Here is a 21,623-nt window from a genome sequence, read left to right as displayed (position 1 = left end):
CTGTAAAACAAAAAAATGTCTATGCAAATTACTTCACAATATTCATTTCTTCGATGAGGTTGGTGGCGCCTGCATACTTGTCAATAACAAAAAGTACATAGCGGATATCCACAGAAATGGTGCGCTGAACCGATGGTTCATACTTAATGTCACCACTCATGCTTTCCCAGTTTCCATCAAATGCAATACCGATGAGTTCGCCATTGCCGTTTATTACAGGGCTTCCGGAGTTTCCTCCGGTGATATCGTTGTTAGAAGTAAAACATGTATACAGCTTTCCGTCTTCGGCATAAGGTCCGAAATCTTTGGCTGCCCACAGTTCTTTCAATCTTTTTTCAACAACAAATTCATCAACCTTAGGATTTTCTTTTTCCATTACACCGTCAAGCGTAGTGCGAAAATCGTAATGAACTGCATCAACCGGATAATAATCCTGAATGGTACCGTAGGTCATACGTAGCGTGCTGTTTGCATCGGGATAGTATTTGCGGTCAGGTTGCATTTTGCGCAATCCATCCACAAAAAGACGGCTGCCAATATTTATTTGATTTTCAACTACAGAGAGGTCGCCATAAAGAGCACGAATGGCATCGACCATGCTGAGCGTAACTGCAAAACCGGGATCGGCAGCAATAACTTTATAGGAAGGAGCTTTCAGGAAAGCGCGCAGTTTTGCTTCATCTGTAAAAACACTGTTGGCATACACATATTCGCCCCATGCTTTGAAACTGCCCTTGAATTTTTTCCCTTTCACCGTTTTGAAAATAGAAGGATGTTGTTCCTCAGGAATATCATTGTAATACATTTCAAGCAATGCAATGAACTGATCTTTATCGACCTGATTGTTGTAGTCTTTGAAGAAGTCTGCGAGTTTTTCTTCAAACGCAGCCGCCTGATTTTTAATGACACCATCGTATTTGGCTTTGTCGGCTTTATCAGCTTCGGCCTGTTGTTTCAAAGCACCATAGAGCTGAAATGCACCGAAAGAAAAATAAATATAATCGGGTCCCTGAAATACAGCTTCGTTGAGATACTGCATCGAGAGATTATATTTTTCATAGTCTACATATCCCGCTTCGATCTGAGAAATACATGTGCCATATTTTTTTACGCGATTTTGGTCAGCATTCACCCATTTCTGAAATTCATCTTCCAGGGCTTTCTTTTCGTTGTAAACATCCCAACGCACAAGACCTTTGCTCTGTCCAATGAAATATTTCCAGTAGTTGGCTGTCTGAGCGTATTTCGAAGCATACTGAATTTTAATTTTTGGATCAGCATCCATGTAGCTGCGCAGAATTTCAAGTTTCTTGTCGCGGATTTTCACTACAGCCGGATTGCTTTGCTTCAGCTGCATATCTACTGCATGTGAAGTCATATAACGATTGGTGGTTCCGGGGAAACCAAAGATCATTGAGAAATCATCTTTGTGAACGCCTTTGATACTAACCGGAAGAGAATGCTTTGGTACAAGCGGAATATTTTTTTCGTTGTAAGCGGCCGGTGTTCCTTCGGGAGAAGTATAAATTCGGAACATGCTGAAGTCGCCGGTATGACGTGGCCACATCCAGTTGTCGGTGTCACCGCCGAATTTGCCAATGCTTGAGGGTGGAGCTCCAGCCAGACGAATGTCGCTGTATGTTTCATAAACAAAAAGATAAAACTCATTGTTGTCGAACATGCTTTTTACAGTAGCATCGTATTTACCTTTTTCCGAAGCTTCTTTCGAAATTTTTGCACTGGCTTCATCAATCGCACTCTGGCGATCATCGTCGCTCATATCGTCGGTTACTTTTTCAAGAACCTGAGCTGTCACATCGTCCATGCGCACCAGAAACGACATGGTCATGTCTTTCACCGGGAGTTCCTGATCCATGCTTTTGGCCCAGAAACCATTGGTGAGATAATCATGTTCAAGCGTACTGTGTGTCTGAATTGCATCGTATCCGCAATGGTGATTGGTAAGAACCAGACCTTTGTCGGAAACAATTTCGCCGGTGCAGAAATACCCTTCCGGAGCCATTCCTGTGCTGCCCAGACCAACAATAGCATCTTTTAAACTTGCATTGTTGATACTGTAAAGCTGTTCGGCCGTAAGTTTCAGCCCAAGTCGCTTCATTTCTTCATAATTGTATTTGCCGATGAACATCACCAGCCACATTCCCTCATCGGGCGGAGCCACAGCATAGGCTCCCTTGAACATCAGACCCACCAGGGCCAGAATTGTAATCAGTCGTTTCATTTGATATTGTTGTTTTTCAGATTAATTTCAGGGTGACAAAAATATTCATTTTCTGCAATATTGGCGCAGGAAAGAGAACAGCAACTTATTTATTGTTTATCAGGCGAAGTTTTTCAAGCAATTCGAAAAATGATTTACGAAAACTATCGCCAATTGGAAGCCGCTCGTTGAGCACTACCACATGACTTTTCTCAATACTTTGTATTTTTGAAAGATTGATGATATAGGATTTATGAATGCGGCAGAAAGCTTCATCCGGCAACATGTCAAGCATGTTTTTGAAATTGGTGAGCGTCATGATTCGCTTATCGGGACAAACAATCCGAAGATAATCCTTCATTCCCTCTACATAGTGAATATCGTTGAACTTCACTTTTTCCATACGGTATTCTGTTTTCACAAACATGAAATCCGGCGCCGGAACAGCATTTGCAACAGGCTGATCTGTTTTTGCTTCCGTCTTTATTTTATCAGAAGCCTTGTCATAAGCGCGATTGGCTGATTGCAGAAAACGTTCGAAAGAAATCGGTTTCAGCAAATAATCGCTCACTTCCAGTTCGTAACCTTTTATTGCATAATCGCTGTAGGCGGTTGTGAAAACTACCTGTGGCTTGACTTTCAGCACCTCGAGCAATTGAATGCCCGTTAGATCATCCATTTGAATATCGAGAAAAAGTAGGTCTGTTGAATTGTCTTTAAGAAACTGCAACGCGTCCATGCCACTGGTGAATGAGGCCTGGAGCTCGAGAAAAGGAACACGCGAAATATATCCACTCAGCTTTTCAACAGCCAATGGTTCGTCATCAACCACAATGCATTTTAGTTTCATAGCAGACAGATTTTTGCAGTAAAGATACCATTTTCGATTTCAGTAGTAAAAGAGTGACGTTGCGGGTAAAGCAGTTCGAGCCTGCGTTTCAGGTTAACCATACCAATACCACCGGAAGCATCTTTGTTAGTTTCATGCTGGCTAACATGGTTTCTGACAACAAAACAAACGATGTCTTCCTTTTCAAAAAGATGAATGGTAATACCCGGAGACGACACGCGCTTGTCGCCATGTTTTATTGCATTTTCCACCAAAGGAATAAACAACATGGGCGCTACTATTTCATTGGTGTTTTTCATTTCATTGTTGAAGCGAATGAACTCGGGACCGAATTTCAATTCGTGCAAAGAAATATAATTGCTGAGATAATCGATTTCTTTCTGCATCGGCACATAATCAGCTGTTGCCTCATAAAGCACGTATCGCATTATTTCGCTCAATTTAAGAACACTCTCCGAGGCTTTCGACGGATTTAATGAAATCAGCGTATCAATGTTATTGAGTGTGTTGAAAATAAAATGCGGATTGATCTGACTTTTGAGTAATGCCATTTCGCTTTGAAGATTCTGCAATTGCAGAAAACTTTTTTGATTTCTTTCCTGAATCCAGATTTTAAGCAACTTTATGGCTGCAGCAAAAATGGCAACAGCAAGGGAAGAAACAATGGAAACAAAATAATCGAAACGCCAGAAATTGATTTTATCGGCCCACTCAGGAAAATATTTTGGAATGTAGAAATAGTAGTTAATAAGCCGGTTTAAGATCATTGTCAGGAAACTCAAACCAATAAACGAAAGAACAAACCAAACATATTTCCTGCGCAACAGAAAATTGGGCAGTAATAGATAAATAAGAAAATAAGTAACCAGAATGTCGACCCACACAAAATAGAGCGATCTTCTGAACAACTCCATAAAAGTAATTTCGGCAGGAATACTTACAAGCAACGAATAAAGCGAAACATAAAAAATCCAGAATACCACATGCGTGGCAATTCGCTGTGCCCTGTTTTTATATCCTTCAAAAATAAACCGGAGTGTCATATTGTTTATCAATGGTTCACAATGCTAATTTCGGAAATAATTATGAGTCTTCACTACCGATTTCTACAAACCAGCTCATTTTCACTGCCAACCAGCCAATTAACCGACAAATGAACACTGAAAAAAAAGCAAAATGCTGAATTTTTTACACTTTTTCGGATACATATTCAGCGTATTCGAACAAAAAACAGGCGTAATGGTCTAAAAATGAACAATGATGCTTGACATCCATATATATCTATACGTATCTTTACAAGCTTTGCTCACGAAAAAAAATGTCAGATGAAAAGACTTTTACTTTTAGCTCTTACTTTACTTGCCAGCCAACTTTTATTCGCACAAATTCCTGCCGGATACTACGATTCAGCTACCGGCACCGGCGATGTTTTGCGTGGCAATCTGCGCGACATAATCACCAGCGGTCATGTCAAACTGCCCTATACAAGCACAGCCTTCGATGTGTGGGATGCGTATAGTTACACCGATGTAACAACAACCGGGGGCACCGTAATCTGGGATATGTATTCAGATATTCCAGGCGGAACTCCTGCCTATACTTTCACGTTATACACAGACCAATGCGGCACTGCAAGTGCAGAAGGTGATTGTTATTCGCGTGAGCACCAGATGCCAAATTCCTGGTGGGGCGGTTTAGACAATGCAGCAAATCCTCAGTACTCTGATCTCCATCATCTGCCCCCTACTGATCAGTATGTCAACAACAGAAAAAGCAATTACATTGTTGCCGAAACAAATGCGCCCACATACACTTCTTCAAATGGAAGTAAAGTTGGACCCTGCGCTCTGACTGGTTTTACAGGTTCCGTTTTTGAACCCATCAATGAATACAAAGGCGATTTTGCACGCGCATATCTTTATCTGGCCACACGGTATATGAACTATTTGAGTGTTTGGAGAAATACTTACACCTACGATTCACAATACATCATTACCACTACCGGAGGAAACTACCTTCAATGGTATATCGATATGCTGGTGCGCTGGCATATTCAGGATCCGGTGAGCCAAAAAGAAGTCAATCGAAATAATGCTATTTACTATAACACACCACAGCACAACCGGAATCCGTACATCGATCATCCGGAATATGTGTGTCTGGTATGGACGTCAACGGTCTGTTCAACTGCTCCAGTAATTACCAATATTATTCAGACTCCTCTTTTCCCGAGCCCGGTTAATACTGTTTCGGTTACGGCTGATATCACCGATGATGGCAGTATTTCCACGGCTGTACTTCAATGGTGCACTGATGGAATCAGCTTCGGCAACAGCATCAATATGAATCTGAACGGAGCTCCGAACTACATTGTTTCAACCTCCATTCCAGCGCAGGTTGCAGGGACAACTGTGACGTACAGAATTATTGCTACCGATAATGACGGTAATTCAACTACTTCGGCCATCTATAGTTATACTGTACTAAAACCGGAACCCACAAATCATCCAACAGCTTTTTCGTGCGAAACCAGCACCAGCGCATCTATTACACTAACATGGACCGATGCCATCGGAACAATTCTTCCGGATAAATATCTGATCAAAGCCAGCAACATTAGTCTGGCTGCTATTACTGATCCTGTTGACGGAACACCGGAATCGGATGCGACACTGGTTAAGAATATCAGCGCAGGAATTCAGAGCGTTAGTTTTTCAGGATTGACAGCATCAACAACTTATTACTTTAAAATTTATCCGTATTCCAATTCCGCTTCGAATGTAAATTATAAAACAGTGCCTGCAGCACTAACTGCAACTTGTTCTACCATAGCCGGTGGTGCAGGCGGGGCGGGTTGTGCCACTGACCTTATTATCTCTGAATATGTGGAAGGATCAAGCAGCAACAAGTACATCGAAATTTATAATGGAACAGGGGTTGATGTAAATCTCTCCGATTATCGGTTGCGCCTGTATCCGAACGGCGCTACAACTCCAACAACCGACTATCTGCTGAGCGGAACGCTGGTAAACGGGTCTGTAAAAGTGTATTCAAATTCATTGGCAACCATTTATACAACTGACACCACCATCACTACCGCAACCTTCTACAACGGCGATGACGCTTTGGCACTGTACAAAATTTCTACCGCCTCGTATGTTGACATCATGGGACGTATTGGCGAAGACCCTGGTACTGCCTGGACTTCAGGAACCATGTCAATGCTTAATATGACACTGGTGCGCAACAGTACTGTTTTTGGCGGAGTCACCACAAATCCTTCGGCAGGTTTTCCAACCTTTGGTGCAGAATGGACTGCCTACGCCATTGACGATGCCACACACCTTGGCTGGCACACCATGGACTGTCCGACTCCAGCTACTGTTACAGCCACTGCAGCATCGGGTTGTGGAACCGGAACAGTTACACTATCTTCTACCGTTTCGGCAAATCAAACATTTTATCTGGAGACCGGAAGTGGAACGCCAGTTGCCAACTGGACTGGGGCAACAGACACGCATACATTTACAGGACTCGCCTCCGGGACTTACAAAGGTTATACGGTAAATGGATCACTTACTTCGCCAACATCAAATACAGTAACACTAACCAACGATCTGGTTTCGGTGGGCGGAACATTGACTGGTCCTAATACAAGCATTTGTGCGGGCAGCAATACCGGAGCAATTATGCTAAGTGGTTATACCGGAACCATTACCCGCTGGCAAACAAGCAATGACGGGGGTACAACCTGGACTGATATTGTCAATACCGATGAAACATGGTCCGAAGATATTTCAACCATCGGAACATGGCTGTTCATGGCCGAAGTGGTTAGTGGAAACTGCCCTGCAGCGTTTTCAACTGTTTTTTCGATTACTGTAAATCCGGTCGTAACACCGACATTCACACAGCCTGGACCTTATTGTGTTGGAGCAACACCCGCATCATTACCAGCAACATCAACAAACGGCGTAAGTGGCTCCTGGAGCCCGTCTGCAATAAACACTGCCACAGCTGGAACAACAGTTTATACGTTCACCCCCGCCGCAGGACTTTGTTCTCCTGTAGTTACGATGAGCGTCACGGTAAATGCAAATACAACTCCGGCCTTTGTTCAGGCTGGCTCCTATTGCAAAGAAGCAATCCCGGCAACATTACCGACAACTTCAACCAACGGAATTACCGGAACATGGAGCCCCGCTGCAATCAGCACTGCAAGCGCAGGAACAGCAACCTATACATTCACCCCAACCGCTGGTCAATGTGCTCCGGTTGTTACAATGAATGTGACCGTTTATCCGACCTATGTCACACTGAGCGAAGTCGAAGTGTGTCAGGGACAAACTTACACCTGGCATGGCAGCACGTATGCCACACCCGGAACATACACAAAAAGCTACACGACTGTCAACGGTTGCGACAGCATTTATACGTTGAATCTCTCCGTAAATGCAACTTATTCATACAGCGAAAACAAAGCTATTTGTCAGGGATCGTCCTACACATGGCATGGAACCACGTATTCAACACCGGGCGTGTATTCGGAAAACTATCTCACCATTAATGGTTGTGACAGTACGTACACGCTGAATCTTACGGCCATTCCGACGTATGCGTTTTCGGAAAACCACAGCATGTGTAGCGGAGAATCATACATCTGGCAGGGAACAACGTATTCAACATCCGGAATTTATAATAAGACGTATATTTCAACCGGCGGCTGCGACAGTGTTTACACGCTCAATCTTACCGTTTTTCCTAAGTATTCATATGTTGAAAATTATTCCATTTGTCAGGGTCAGAGCTTCACCTGGCATGGAACAACCTATTCCTCCGCAGGAACATATACAAAAACGTACACAACCATTCATGGGTGCGACAGCATATTCACATTGAATCTTGCGGTTAATCCTGTTTATGCATTCAACGAAAATCAGGCTATCTGTCAGGGTGAAACTATTAATTGGCAGGGAAGCGTTTATGCATCACCGGGAACTTATACAAAAACCTACACAACGATTCACGGATGCGATAGTGTTTACACACTAAATCTCACAGTTTATCCGGAATATTCGTTCAGCGAAAATCGCGCAGTTTGTCAGGGCTCAAGCTACATCTGGCATGGAACCACTTATTCCACTCCCGGTGTTTACACAAAACCCTATGTTTCTTCGCATGGATGCGACAGTATTTATACATTAAATCTGACGCAGATTCCAAGCTATGCGTTTTCTGAAACCTACACCATTTGCTCGGGCAACTCCTATTTATGGCATGGCAACACTTATACTTCTGCCGGAATTTATTCAGCGTCCTATGTGTCATCGGGCGGATGCGACAGTGTTTATACACTCAATCTTAAAGTCAATCCATCCTACTCATATGCGGAGAACCGCTCCATATGCGCGGGAGACAGTTACACCTGGCATGGATCAACGTACAACGTTGCCGGAACCTATGTGAAAAATTATATTTCAATTAAAGGTTGCGACAGCACTTACACCCTGAATCTGACAGTAAATCCGGAATACGCATTCGCCGAAAATCATTCAGTCTGCAGTGGCGAAAGCTATACCTGGCAAGGAACCACGTATTCGGCAACCGGAGTTTACACAAAAAACTATTTGACATCTAAAGGTTGCGACAGCACTTACACCCTGAATCTGACAGTCAATCCCACTTATGTCACATTGAGCGAAATCGAAGTCTGTCAGGGCGAAGTGTATTCATGGCATGGTGACAACTATTCTGTTGCAGGAACATATTATGACAGTCTGCTAACGCAGGCGGGCTGCGACAGTGTGTTTATTCTGAATCTTACAGTAAATCCGGTTTATGCATTCAGCGAAAGTTACAGCATGTGTCAGGGCGAAAGCTATGTGTGGCATGGAAGCAATTACACAACGGGAGGATTTTTTACAAGAAACTACACAACGGTGAATGGGTGCGACAGTACATACACCCTCAATCTTACGGTTTATCCTGCTTACGGGTTTTTTGACATGGTAGAAATCTGTCAGGGTAGTACTTACAACTGGCATGGAAGCTCGTACACAACCAGCGGCACTTATACAAAAACCTACACCACCAGCAATGGCTGCGACAGCACCTACACATTGTCGCTCACGGTTCATCCCACTTATTCATTCAGTGAAAATAAATCAATCTGTCAGGGATCGACCTACACGTGGCAAGGGACCACTTATTCCGCTGCCGGAACCTATGTGAAAAACTATACAACCATTCATGGGTGCGACAGTATTTACACGCTTAATCTGACTGAAGTTGCCGAATATTCATTCACTGAAAATCACAGCATATGTGATGGCGAGACATACACCTGGCAGGGCAACACGTATACGACTGCAGGAACGTATCCGGTTGTGTACACATCCGGGTCAGGATGCGACAGCACATACATACTGAACCTAAGTGTGAATCCGGTCTTTTCCTATGTTGAAAATTATTCCATCTGTGAAGGACAAAGCTATACCTGGCATGGAACGACGTATTCAACAGCCGGCACTTATACCGCTGCATACACAACAGTAAATGGCTGTGACAGCATTTATACACTGAATCTTTCAGTCAACCCAAAATATTTTACATTGAGCGAAGTCGAAGTGTGCAATGGCGAAACGTACATCTGGCGCGGTAATACATACAGCGTTGCTGGCACTTATTATGATAGCCTGCTCACTCAATCCGGCTGTGACAGCGTATTTATGCTGAATCTTATTGTCAATCCAACGTACGCTTTCAGTGAAAGTAATTCCATCTGTCAGGGCTCATCCTACACATGGCATGGAACCACGTATTCAGCGGCTGGCGTATACACAAAAACATATTCAACCATTCACGGTTGCGACAGTATTTACACGCTCAATCTATCGGAAGTTGCCGGGTATTCATTCAGCGAAAATCACAGCATCTGTTCTGGTGATTCATACACCTGGCAAGGAAACACCTATAATTCAGCTGGCACATATACTGCAACATATGTTTCCTCTACCGGATGCGATAGTACATACACATTGAATCTGACCGTCAATCCGAACTATGTCACACTGAGCGGAGTCGAAGTGTGCAATGGAGAGTCTTACACCTGGCGTGGAAACGATTATTCTGTTGCCGGAACATACTACGATAGTCTGCTTACGCAATCCGGTTGTGACAGTGTGTTTGTTTTAAATCTAACAGTCAATCCTTCGTATGTCACACTGAGCGGAGTCGAAGTGTGCAACGGTGAAAGCTACTTCTGGCGCGGTGATACATACACTGCTACCGGAACGTACTATGATAGTTTGCTTACACAAACCGGCTGCGACAGTGTGTTTGTGCTGAATCTAACCGTCAATCCTTCGTATGTCACACTAAGCGAAATCGAAGTGTGTATGGGTGAAAGCTTCTTCTGGCGCGGCAATACGTACTCAACAGCTGGCACTTATTACGACAGTTTGCTATCCCAAAGCGGCTGCGACAGCGTGTTTGTTCTGAACCTGACTACGAACCCCACTTATTCATTCAACGAAAATCATGCAATTTGTAGCGGCGAAAGCTACACCTGGCATGGAACTACCTATACGGCCTCTGGCAACTATCAAAAGCATTACACAACCATTCATGGTTGCGACAGCACTTATACGCTGAGTCTCGTTGTTCATCCGACCTATCATTTCAACGACAATGAAGCAATTTGTCAGGGATCGAGCTATAACTGGCATGGGACAACCTATTCATCACCGGGAGTATACACAAAAAGCTACACGACCATTCACGGATGTGATAGTATTTACACGCTAAACCTCACTGAGATTGCCAGCTATGCTTATTCTGAAATCCACAACATGTGCGTTGGCAGCTCCTATCTGTGGCATGGAACCACGTATACCGCCCCGGGAATATACGCAGCAAGCTATGTTTCGGCAGGTGGATGCGACAGTGTTTACACGCTTGATTTGAAAGTGTATCCAACATATTCATTCAACGAAAGCCACACTATGTGCGAAGGAGACAACTATACATGGAAAGGAACTACATACTCTTCAGCTGGCGTTTATACCAGAACATATTCGACTATTCATGGTTGTGACAGTACTTACACGCTCAATCTGAATACCTGGCCGACTTATTCTTTCAATGAAAATCAAACCATGTGTCAGGGCCAAAGCATCTCCTGGCGCGGAAACACATACTCGCTGCCTGGCATTTATACAAAACTGTACACAACCATTCACGGTTGCGACAGCATCTATACGCTTAATCTGACCGTGAGTCCAACTTATGCTTTCAGCGAAAATCACGCAATTTGTCAGGGATCAAGTTATACATGGCACGGAACAACTTATTCAGCTCCTGGTGTGTATACAAAAAACTACACTTCTGTAAACGGATGTGACAGCACCTATACCCTGAACCTCACAGAAACTACCAGCTATACGTTTTCCGAAGATCACAGCATCTGTATTGGCGAAAGTTATTCCTGGCATGGAAACACTTTTAATACTGCGGGAATTTATACCGCAGCTTATGTTTCTTCAACGGGTTGCGATAGTGTTTACACCCTGAACCTGTCTGTAAATCCACAATACGCTTTCAGCGAAAGCCATTCTGTTTGCCAGGGAGATAGCTACATCTGGCATGGGACCATATATTCAACGCCAGGCATTTATACAGCTGCATACACAACTGTAAACGGATGCGACAGTATTTACACGTTGAATCTTTCAGTGACACCTTCGTATCTTTTCAATGAAAGTCATTCCATTTGTCAGGGATCAGCGTACATCTGGCATGGAACCACTTACACAACACCCGGTGTTTATACCAAATACTACAACACCATCAACGGATGCGACAGCATTTATGAGCTGACTCTTTCTGAAGTTGCAGGATTTGCATTTACCGAAAACAGCAGTATTTGCGACGGAGAAACATACACATGGCATGGAAACACGTACAATTCTTCAGGCACTTTTACTGCATCGTACATTTCATCGGGTGGTTGCGACAGTATTTATACACTGAATCTCACCGTAAATCCCGCCTATGTCACACTGAGCGGAGTCGAAGTGTGTCAGGGAGATGTTTACTCATGGCGTGGAAACGATTATTCTGTTGCCGGAACTTACTACGATAGTCTGCAAACCCAGACTGGCTGCGACAGTGTGTTTGTACTGAATCTGACCGTAAATCCAACTTTTGCGTTCAATGAAAGTCATTCAATGTGCAATGGTGATAGTTACACATGGCATGGGAACACCTACACAGCCGGTGGAATTTACAATGCATCATACTCTACAGTGAACGGTTGCGACAGCGTTTATACACTGAATCTCACCGTCAATCCTTCATATGTCACACTGAGCGAAGTCGAAGTATGTAATGGAGAAATTTACTCATGGCGCGGAAACGATTATTCTGTAGCTGGAACTTATTACGATAGTCTGCAAACCCAGACTGGCTGCGACAGTATATTTGTACTGAATCTCACCGTAAATCCCGCCTATGTCACACTGAGCGAAGTCGAAGTGTGCCAGGGAGATATATACACATGGCGTGGAAACGATTATTCTGTTGCTGGAACTTATTACGATAGTTTGCAAACCCAGACTGGTTGCGACAGTGTGTTTGTTTTAGAACTCACAGTTAACTCAACTTATGAATTTACTGAAACACACACAATGTGTGAAGGCGAAGTCTATACCTGGCATTCCGCAAATTACTCAACTGCAGGAATCTATTACGACAGTCTGCAAACCCAGACAGGATGCGATAGTGTATACATTCTTGAATTGACGGTGAATCCAACTCCAGTTGTCTGGTTAGGAAACGACACCACCATTTGTGCTGATGCATTTATCGTTCTTGATGCCGGAAACACAGGCGCCACCTATCTCTGGAGCGAAGGAGCTGCAACAGGACAAACTTTTACCGTTGATTCAACCGGACATGGTGTTAGCACATTTGACGTGAGTGTTACCGTGAATGACGGATGTGAGTCAGCTGATACAATAAGCATTACCATTGAGCCTTGCGATGCGATTGATGAAAATGGAAATATTGTATTCAGCGTTTTCCCGAATCCGGCAGATGGAATGATTTATATAATCCAAAGCGGAGCAAATGCTGATGCGATTGTTGAACTCACCGATGCTAAAGGGAAGTTGCTGTTCAGAGGACTATACAATAACCTAAACGGATCGACGCAGAAGAAAGAATTCGATCTGGGCGTGTATCCGGCAGGTGTGTATTTCCTTAGAATTGGAAATGAAGTCGTTAGAATTGTGCGACAATAAATGAATCTCCGTCACGGATAACATATCCGCGCCAGAGAAGAAAGTCGTTAGACAATAATTACTGTTTGTCATGATTGAAAAAAGGTCACAGCGATGTGGCCTTTTTTTTTCGAAATCGCACAGTACGAACAAAACCCACGGTCGTTCTTCGATACATTTGAAGTCTTATGTTTTTCGAAGTCTGATATTCAAACACTGCTAATGACACAAGTGCTTAAAATTCTGAAAATCAACAAAAAAGTCTAATGGAGTTCCCGGTCTCCGAGCCGTGATCTCATCTTATACTACAGACTTTTTGTTGTTGATTTTCGCTGCCAACGCTTCGACGGAGTTTACCCCGCTATCGACATTTCGACTCCGCTCAATGTGACAGCGGCGGGGCTCAGCGTGACAGCAGCTTTTGTGTCATTTTTTATTTAGGTTGCAAAACGCGTTTTGCTGGTGTTCTCAGAATGACAGTGGGCTAAATATATCTGTCACACTGAGTGATGAAGCATTCAGCATCATACTCCATGAGACTACATTGTATCGAAGTGCGACTTGTTAAAACCTGCTTACGTTCTTCGAATGGCTTGTGGGTGAGTTATGGTCACGCGTCAACGTAAAACGCTGCAGTCAGGAGACGCGCGCCCAATGTAATTGACTACCCCTCGAAGGATTTGAAACCTTTCGAGGGGTAACAATCAAAGCGACAAATACTTTTTCTGAATTGCAACACCCGGATTAAAATATCCGTTATACATTTTTGGATATTTCGTTTTTATCATTTCAATCAGAGCAGCCACACCGCGCGCATCGCCGGTAAATTCCCTGGCGATGTTACCATACAAATCCGGATCGATATTAAAGTTGCGCCATTGAATCATGGTTGGATTGTTCTCATCCAGAAAACGGCACAGAGCTTCGGTTTCAGCAAGTGTATCCGTTACTCCGGGGAAAACAAAATAATTCAGCGACGCCCATTTTCCAGCTCTGCGAGCCACCTTGCAGCTTTCGGCCAAATCGGAAAATGAATAATTGGTTGGATTGTGATACAAATTATACAGCTTTTCCTGAGCACTGTTCATGCTGATTCGAATGCTGTCGAGGCCAGCATCAATAAGCTTTTCGATGGCCATCGGATTACTTCCGTTGGTGTTCAGATTAATGATACCGTCCTTTGTTTTCGAACGCATGATCTTAATTGACTCCAGAATTGTTTCCCACACCTGTAGTGGCTCACCCTCGCATCCCTGGCCGAAACTCACAATGGGATCGGGCGCATGAGCAATATGAAAAACCGCCAAATCTGCAATTTCCTCAGGGGTTGGCACAAAGGTAATTCTGTTTTGCGGCGACGTGATGCCCGACGATTTAGGCTGCCACGAAATACAACCAATGCAACGGGAATTACAGGCAGGACTTGTGGGCAGCGGAGCTTCCCAGCGATATAGAAAAAAGTTGCGTGCAGCCGGACAATAATACACCGTTGCACAATGTGCAATGTGCTCCAGAAGTCGGTTTTTAGGAAATTTCTTTCTAACTTCAACAACGTTTTTTTCTACCAGTTCCTGATTAAATTGCTCGCAGTCCTGTCTTATATCCGGATCGACCCGCACGGCAGTCGCCCACAATTTGTTGTCGAGAAAACCAACGGCTGAATAGGCATAGAGCGGTAATACAACGGCATCCCTTCTTTGCTTCGATGCAGCAAGATAGGTCTGCGTGTGTGCCGGCGAGATAAATGCACTAAGCGCGGTTTTGTTTTGCAAAACTTCCATCTCGTTCTTACGGCTGTTAAAGCCGATCGCGGAATGTCCCTGCAATAAAAATATTTCAGAACCTTCTGGCAATGGAATGAAATCTGAAGGCTTCAAACGCACAATATCATTGCCGCTGCGACCCACCGCTTCGAGATAGCGATGGTCGTAATAGCTCCCGTCATCGAGGGCGTAGAGCAGCTTAGGAATTTTTCGAGGATGAGAAAAAGGCATAAGGCGTTAGGCGTTAGGCATAAGTAAATTGGCGTTAGGATCGCTACTTCTTAGTTAGTGATTTTACTAATCCACGAGAAATCTTTGAGATTTCATTGGCTTGTTCGAGAAGTACCTGAGATTTTTCTTTTTCAATATAATTTAATCTTGCAGCAAGATATATCATTGATTTTACCTCACTGCAAGAGCCAATTACTATATAGATAAATCTAGCGAAATCAGCATCAGTCCTGCGATCAAAGCCCTCTGCAATATTGTTGGAAATCGAAACTGCAGCCCTACGTATTTGGTCTCTGAATCCAAAATCTCTCAAATCTTTAAACTCCAGATAAATTTCATAAGCAAAGTCCTGGCCTTTCTGCCACGCGATTATGTCTTCAAATTTTTGAATTGCCATTTTATTTCTGTTTATTATTAACAATCTCTTACGCCTTAAGCTTTCACCTAAATCCTTACGCCTTTCTTATGCCTTACGCCTATCGACTTACGCCTGTTTGTATTGCTCCATGAGGCGCTGCATATATTTTCCGAGCACATCGAATTCAATATTCACCACAGTTCCTTTTTTGAAATTGTGGAAATTGGTGTTGTCGAAAGTGTAAGGAATAATGGCAACAGAAAACTTGCCGGGCTTGCTGTCAACCACTGTAAGACTAACGCCATTCACACTGATTGAACCTTTGGTTACCGTGAAATTATTCAGCTTCGGGTCGTATTCAAAATGATATTTCCAGCTACCGTCAAAGGTTTCAACTTTAAGACAAGTGGCTGTTTGATCGACATGTCCCTGAACAATGTGCCCATCGAAGCGACCATCGGCTTTCATACTGCGCTCCAGGTTCACCTCATAGCCTTTCTTCCAGTTGCGCAGACAGGTTTTATTGAGTGTTTCATCAATGGCTGTTACAACATACTCTTTTGCTTTCTTGTCAACTTTCACCACCGTGAGACAAACCCCATCGTGGCTCATGCTCTGATCAATCTTCAATTCCTTGGTCAGATCCGATTTTACAGTGAAATGAATATTGCTTCCTTCGCGGGTTACTTTTGTGATTTCGCCCATGGTTTCTATAATTCCGCTAAACATAGTGTGTCGTTTTATTTCGTTGATTTATTTCTTCATTGCTTCTTCAACTTCCGAAATGGTTATTGGAAGCCGCTTACCGATGAAACGTGAACCGCCTTCTGTCACCAGAATGTCATCCTCAAGGCGGATTCCTCCAAAGGTTTTGAATTTTTCCACTTCGGAATAATTGATAAAATCTTCAAATTTCTTTTCAGCTTTCCACTGATCGATGAGTTCCGGAATAAAATAAATGCCTGGTTCATCGGTCATCACATGACCTGCCTTCAGGCGGCGTCCCATGCGGAGATACGCCGTGCCGAACTGATCAATGCGATTTACTTCATCGTCGTAACCGACATAATTTTCGCCCAGGTCTTCCATGTCGTGCACATTCATGCCCATCATGTGACCAAGACCATGCGGGAAAAACATGGCATGTGCTCCAGCCTTCACCGCTTCTTCCACATTGCCTTTCATGAGACCGGCATTTTTCAGACCTTCTGCAATGACGCGACACACCGAGAGATGCACACTCTGATAAGTCACTTCGGGTTTTGTGATTGACAGCGCATGATTATTTGCATCAAGCACAATCTGATAAATCATTTTTTGTTGCTCGTTGAATTTTCCGTTCACCGGCATGGTGCGGGTGTAATCGGATGTGTAATATTTGTTGCTTTGCGCCCCAGCATCGCTCAGAAGCATTTGTCCGGCCTGCATCACATTCGAGTGGTTGTGATTGTGCAATGTTTCGCCCCGCACCGACAGGATGATTGGAAACGAAGGTCCTTTGCCGTATTGATAAGCAACGCCTTCCATCAATCCGCAAATTTCCTGTTCAACAATACCCGGTTTTGCGTGACGAAATGCAATCATGTGCATTTCATAACCAATTTTTGCAGCCACTTCAAGTTCGTCAATCTCGCACTGCTCCTTAATTGCGCGCAACGAAACCACCGACTTGATCAAATCAACACTGGCCATTGTTTTCATTTCTCCGAACGGAATACCCAACCAGTTGTTAAGCTTAATCTTGCTTTCGGCGCGGTATGACGGGGTAAAATGAATGGGTCGGTTTTGGCTTTTCGCTTTTGCAAGATAGGTTTCAATCTCAGCAAACGGATGTGTTTCGGTGATTCCGACTTTAGCAGCAAGGTCTTTCACAGCAGGCTGCGGGCCCATCCAGATGATATCTTCAATATCAACATCGTTGGCAAAAAGAAGTTGCCTTCCTTCGTCAAAGTCAATGACACCAACCATGTCGGGAATGTCAAGCCCAAAGAAATAGGAAAAATTGCTGTCCTGACGGAAGTGATATCCATTGGAAGGATAGTCCATGGGTGATTCGGTGTTGCCGATGAACAGGGCAATGCCTTTGAGCCCGCTTTTCATCAGGCGTTCGCGGCGTGCGGTATATACTTGTTTTTCAAAAAGTTCCATATCGTTTTTTTTGATTAGCTGATAATTTTCTCAAAAGTAATATTTGTTTGGGAAATGAAGAAGGAAAAAGTGTGTTTGACATGCTGCCGTACGGCAAAGCTTTGTTACGACATTCCACCGTTCCGGCATCGTTATGAGGTTGCGATTTGCTTTGATGCCGGGACATGGAACCGTCGTAACAATAGCAGAAACAACGGTTCCACGTCCTCCCGCTCCGATGTCGCTATCGGACGTTGGAATGATGTTTCTGCGCTGACGTTTGGTATTTGAAACAGCCAGATTAACAATTTTATTGCTCCATTCCGCAGAAACTTGTATTTTTGATAAAGAATTAATTCCTGTTGATATGAAACAGACTTTACTCAACCGTTTTCTGCGTTATGTGGCACTTGATACTCAAAGCGACCCAAACAGCGAATCGACCCCCAGTTCCAACAAACAACTGGTACTGGCGAATGCACTCGCAACGGAACTTAAAACGTTCGGACTGACCGATGTATCGCTCGACGCAAACGGATATGTTATGGCTTCGATCCCGTCAAACATCGACCGCGACATTCCTCCCGTGGGTTTTATTGCGCACATGGACACATCGCCCGACATGCCCGGAAATGACGTGAAGCCACAGATTATCGAAGGATACGACGGTGGCCCCATCACGCTCAATACAGAAAAAAACATTATTCTCAGCCCTGTTGATTTTCCCGATTTATTGCGCTACAAAGGCCAAACCCTAATCACCACTGATGGCACCACCTTGCTGGGCGCCGATGATAAAGCCGGCATTGCTGAAATAATGACCGCCGTTGAATATCTGATGGAACATCCGGTGATCAAACATGGCAAAATCTGTATTGCTTTTACGCCTGACGAAGAAATCGGGCGAGGGGTAGATCATTTCGATGTTAATAAATTCGGGGCATCGTTTGCTTACACCCTGGATGGAGGCGGCCCCGGCGAGCTGGAATATGAAAATTTCAACGCTGCTGCTGCAACAATTACAATCAAAGGAAACAATATTCATCCGGGATATGCAAAAAATAAAATGCTCAATGCCTCTCTTCTTGCAACTGAGTTTATTTCAATGCTCCCTGTGAATGAAAGACCAGAGTTTACAGAGCATTACGACGGGTTTTTCCATTTGACCGGACTAACTGCAACCGTAGAAGCGGCAGAGCTTTCGTACATCATTCGCGATCACGACAAAACCATTTTTGAGCGACGCAAAAAACAGATGCAAGATATTGTCGAATATCTGAATAAAAAATACAAAAAAGACGTATTTGTGCTGGAACTCAAAGACCAGTATTACAACATGCGCGAGATGATTGAACCGGTATTTCATGTAGTGGAAGTCGCCATGCAAGCCATGCGCAATGTAGGTGTTCCTCCCGATGTGAAGCCCATCCGTGGCGGAACCGACGGAAGCCGGCTCAGCTACATGGGACTGCCCTGCCCCAATCTGTTTGCAGGCGGACATAATTTTCACGGCAAACATGAATTCGTGGCTGTTGAAACCATGGTGAAAGCAGTGGATACCATTTTGAATATCGTTGCTATTGTTTCCTCGAAAGAGGCGTAAATAGTCCGCAGAGATTATCGCGCAGAGATCGCAAAGGCGCAGAGAAAAAACATGGGTTTCGCGCAGAGAGCGAAGGGACGCTGAGAGGTTTGCCACGAAAGCACCATAAACAGACGCGGAGTAACGCTGATTAAATTTTATTCTCACAGATAGACGCAGAGAGGTTTGCATCAACGGCCGCGACTGACATTGGGCGCGCGTCTCTGACGCGTGACCTTCTTCTTTTCTTCCGCGAATGAACGCTTATGCACGCGAAATATTTTGCTCGGCATCGGTGGAGTTATGAACGCTAATTCGAATCAGCTTCATCTGCGATGAAGACTGATTCAGGGGGGGTCGCGCAGAGATCGCAAAGGCGCAGAGAAAAAACATAGGTTTCGCGCAGAGAGCTCAAAGGCGCAGAGAAGTTTGCCACGAAAGCACCTTAAACAGACGCGGAGTAACGCTGATTATATTTTATTCTCACAGACAGACGCAGAGAGGTTTGCAACAACGGCCGCGACTGACATTGGGCGCGCGTCTCCGACGCGTGACCTTCCAATTCAAATGAGCTTCACGTAAAACAGCTTGTCACGTTTCACGTGATGACATGTCGCACACCTTTTCCCCGGGGCGTTGCCCAGCGCTACCAATATGTTGTCCCTACGGGACATCGGATGGTGCTTCACGTAAAACGTGACACGGTCGCAGCATTCTTTGATGCCTTCGGCTCTATGTGCATTGTGAGTTATGCATGAAACTAACCCGCTGATAAAAAACATCTTAAATAAGTATTAAAAAGGCAACATTCAGTAAATCAGTCCGTAGAAGCTCGGAAATCCCCACCACATGAGAATATTAAGTATCCTCCTGTTACAATTTATTACAGTATTGGTGATTGCCCAAACTCCGCAGGAATCCTTCGATGCAGGATTACTAAAATATAAAGCCGGCGACTTTCGAAGTGCTTCATCCGAATTCACCAACGCCATTCTTTCTGATGCAAAATACGTTCAGGCATATCGATATCGCGGTCTATCCAAAATGCAACTGAATGATTATTCCAGCGCCTTGTCTGATTTCGACATGATGGTAAAACTTGATTCCGGACAATCGCTCGGATACTACAACAGAGCCACCGCAAAAGTGAAGCTGAATGATAAAGATGGAGCTCTCTCCGATGTTTCAAAATCAATCACTATTAAATCCGATTTTGCCGATGCGCATCTGCTTCGTGCAACATTGTACAACGAAACAAAACTGTTCAAAGAAGCATTGACTGATTTCAATAAGTCTATTGAACTCGGCTTGCAGTCAGCTGAAGCATATTCCGGTCGTGCTTTTGCAAAACACAATCTGAAAGATTTTGAAGGATCCATTGTCGATCTCGATAAAGCAATTGCGCTCGACGATTCCAACGCTGAATATTATTTCAATCATGGACTTTCACAAGCTGAAATGCGTTATTTCACCGAAGCCATCCGCGACTTTTCTCAAGCGATTGAGAGAAATCCGAACGAGTCAAAATATTATTTTTATCGCGGAATAATTAAAACCGAAACCCGCGATACCGAAGGATCCATCAATGATTACAATGCAGCAATTATAATCGATTCCACCAATTTTGATTATTATAAACGCAGAGCATTATCAAAAATGCGCATGAGAAATACAACTGGCGCTGTCGAAGATTTGAACAAAGCGGTGCAGATTGCGCCCGATGTGGCCGACAATTATTTCAGCCGCGCCATGGTGCTTTCAGAAACCAAACAGCTGAACGAATCCATAGCTGATTTCGATAAAGCCATCATGCTAGATACAACCGTTTATTACTATTATTTCAACCGGGGTATGGCCAAATTCAATCTTGATAAAATCATGGAAGCATTGGACGATTTTATTTTGACAGCACAGTTCAATCCAAAATATGCAAAGGCATTTGAATACAAGGGACTGTGCGAGATACGCATGGGCAAGAAAGAAGATGCCTGTGTCGACTTCAAAAAAGCGGAGTCGCTCGGCGATAAAGATGCAACCATGCAAATAAAAAAATATTGCTTTTAGGGTGAGTCTGGCTTAGCAAATGGTATTTCGGAAAACTCCATTTTGTATTCAATCAAAAGAAGTTATACGTCGCCGCGGTTGATTTCCCGGTCGCTGTCTCCTTCGATACGATGAAGCTTGGCCACAAGCAATGCTGCTTATTTCATC

At 43.9% G+C, this 21,623-nt stretch carries 11 protein-coding genes; 3 read left to right on the top strand and 8 right to left on the bottom strand.

Annotated elements, in window-relative coordinates; all coding sequences use genetic code 11:
• Positions 1-28: 28 nt before the first annotated feature.
• The 3 genes from A2W93_03675 to A2W93_03665 form a co-directional block, all read right to left on the bottom strand.
• Positions 29-2,242, bottom strand: a complete 2,214-nt coding sequence (locus A2W93_03675) for a hypothetical protein (GenBank protein ID OFY56534.1) — start codon at positions 2,240-2,242, stop codon at positions 29-31.
• An 85-nt stretch (positions 2,243-2,327) separates the two neighbouring features.
• A complete protein-coding gene (locus tag A2W93_03670; GenBank protein ID OFY56533.1) occupies positions 2,328-3,071 on the bottom strand; it encodes a hypothetical protein in 744 nt (247 codons plus the stop codon).
• Positions 3,068-4,114 carry a hypothetical protein gene (locus A2W93_03665; protein ID OFY56532.1) on the bottom strand — a complete coding sequence of 349 codons (1,047 nt, stop codon included), beginning with the start codon at positions 4,112-4,114 and terminating at the stop codon, positions 3,068-3,070. Before A2W93_03665 ends, A2W93_03670 begins: the two co-directional genes overlap by 4 nt.
• A 282-nt stretch (positions 4,115-4,396) precedes the next feature.
• On the opposite strand from A2W93_03665, the gene A2W93_03660 reads away from it, so the two are divergent.
• Entirely contained in the window at positions 4,397-13,372 is an 8,976-nt protein-coding gene (locus A2W93_03660) for a hypothetical protein (protein OFY56531.1), read from the top strand.
• Between the two features lie 683 nt (positions 13,373-14,055).
• Here A2W93_03660 and A2W93_03655 read toward each other — a convergent pair.
• The 5 genes from A2W93_03655 to A2W93_03635 all read right to left on the bottom strand — a co-directional run bounded on the left by A2W93_03655 (position 14,056) and on the right by A2W93_03635 (position 18,017).
• Entirely contained in the window at positions 14,056-15,345 is a 1,290-nt protein-coding gene (locus A2W93_03655; GenBank protein OFY56530.1) for a hypothetical protein, read from the bottom strand.
• Between the two features lie 43 nt (positions 15,346-15,388).
• Complete coding sequence (locus tag A2W93_03650) at positions 15,389-15,742, bottom strand: hypothetical protein (protein ID OFY56529.1); 354 nt, start codon at positions 15,740-15,742, stop codon at positions 15,389-15,391.
• Positions 15,743-15,829: 87 nt separating this feature from the next.
• Entirely contained in the window at positions 15,830-16,432 is a 603-nt protein-coding gene (locus A2W93_03645; protein ID OFY56528.1) for a riboflavin synthase subunit alpha, read from the bottom strand.
• Positions 16,433-16,456: 24 nt separating this feature from the next.
• Positions 16,457-17,851: a Xaa-Pro aminopeptidase gene (locus A2W93_03640; protein ID OFY56527.1), complete on the bottom strand. Its 1,395-nt coding sequence runs from the start codon at positions 17,849-17,851 to the stop codon at positions 16,457-16,459.
• Positions 17,838-18,017, bottom strand: a complete 180-nt coding sequence (locus A2W93_03635) for a hypothetical protein (GenBank protein OFY56526.1) — start codon at positions 18,015-18,017, stop codon at positions 17,838-17,840. Before A2W93_03635 ends, A2W93_03640 begins: the two co-directional genes overlap by 14 nt.
• Before the next feature lie 180 nt (positions 18,018-18,197).
• Here A2W93_03635 and A2W93_03630 point away from each other — a divergent pair, with 180 nt between their 5' ends.
• Positions 18,198-19,433, top strand: coding sequence for a peptidase T (locus tag A2W93_03630; GenBank protein OFY56548.1), 1,236 nt, complete (start codon positions 18,198-18,200; stop codon positions 19,431-19,433).
• A gap of 870 nt (positions 19,434-20,303) precedes the next feature.
• On the top strand, positions 20,304-21,476 hold the full coding sequence (locus tag A2W93_03625) for a hypothetical protein (protein ID OFY56525.1): 1,173 nt from the start codon (positions 20,304-20,306) through the stop codon (positions 21,474-21,476).
• Positions 21,477-21,623 lie beyond the last annotated feature (147 nt).

The organism is Bacteroidetes bacterium GWF2_43_63 (genome assembly GCA_001769275.1).
GTDB lineage: Bacteria > Bacteroidota > Bacteroidia > Bacteroidales > DTU049 > GWF2-43-63.
This window is presented reverse-complemented; position numbering and strand designations above follow the sequence as displayed.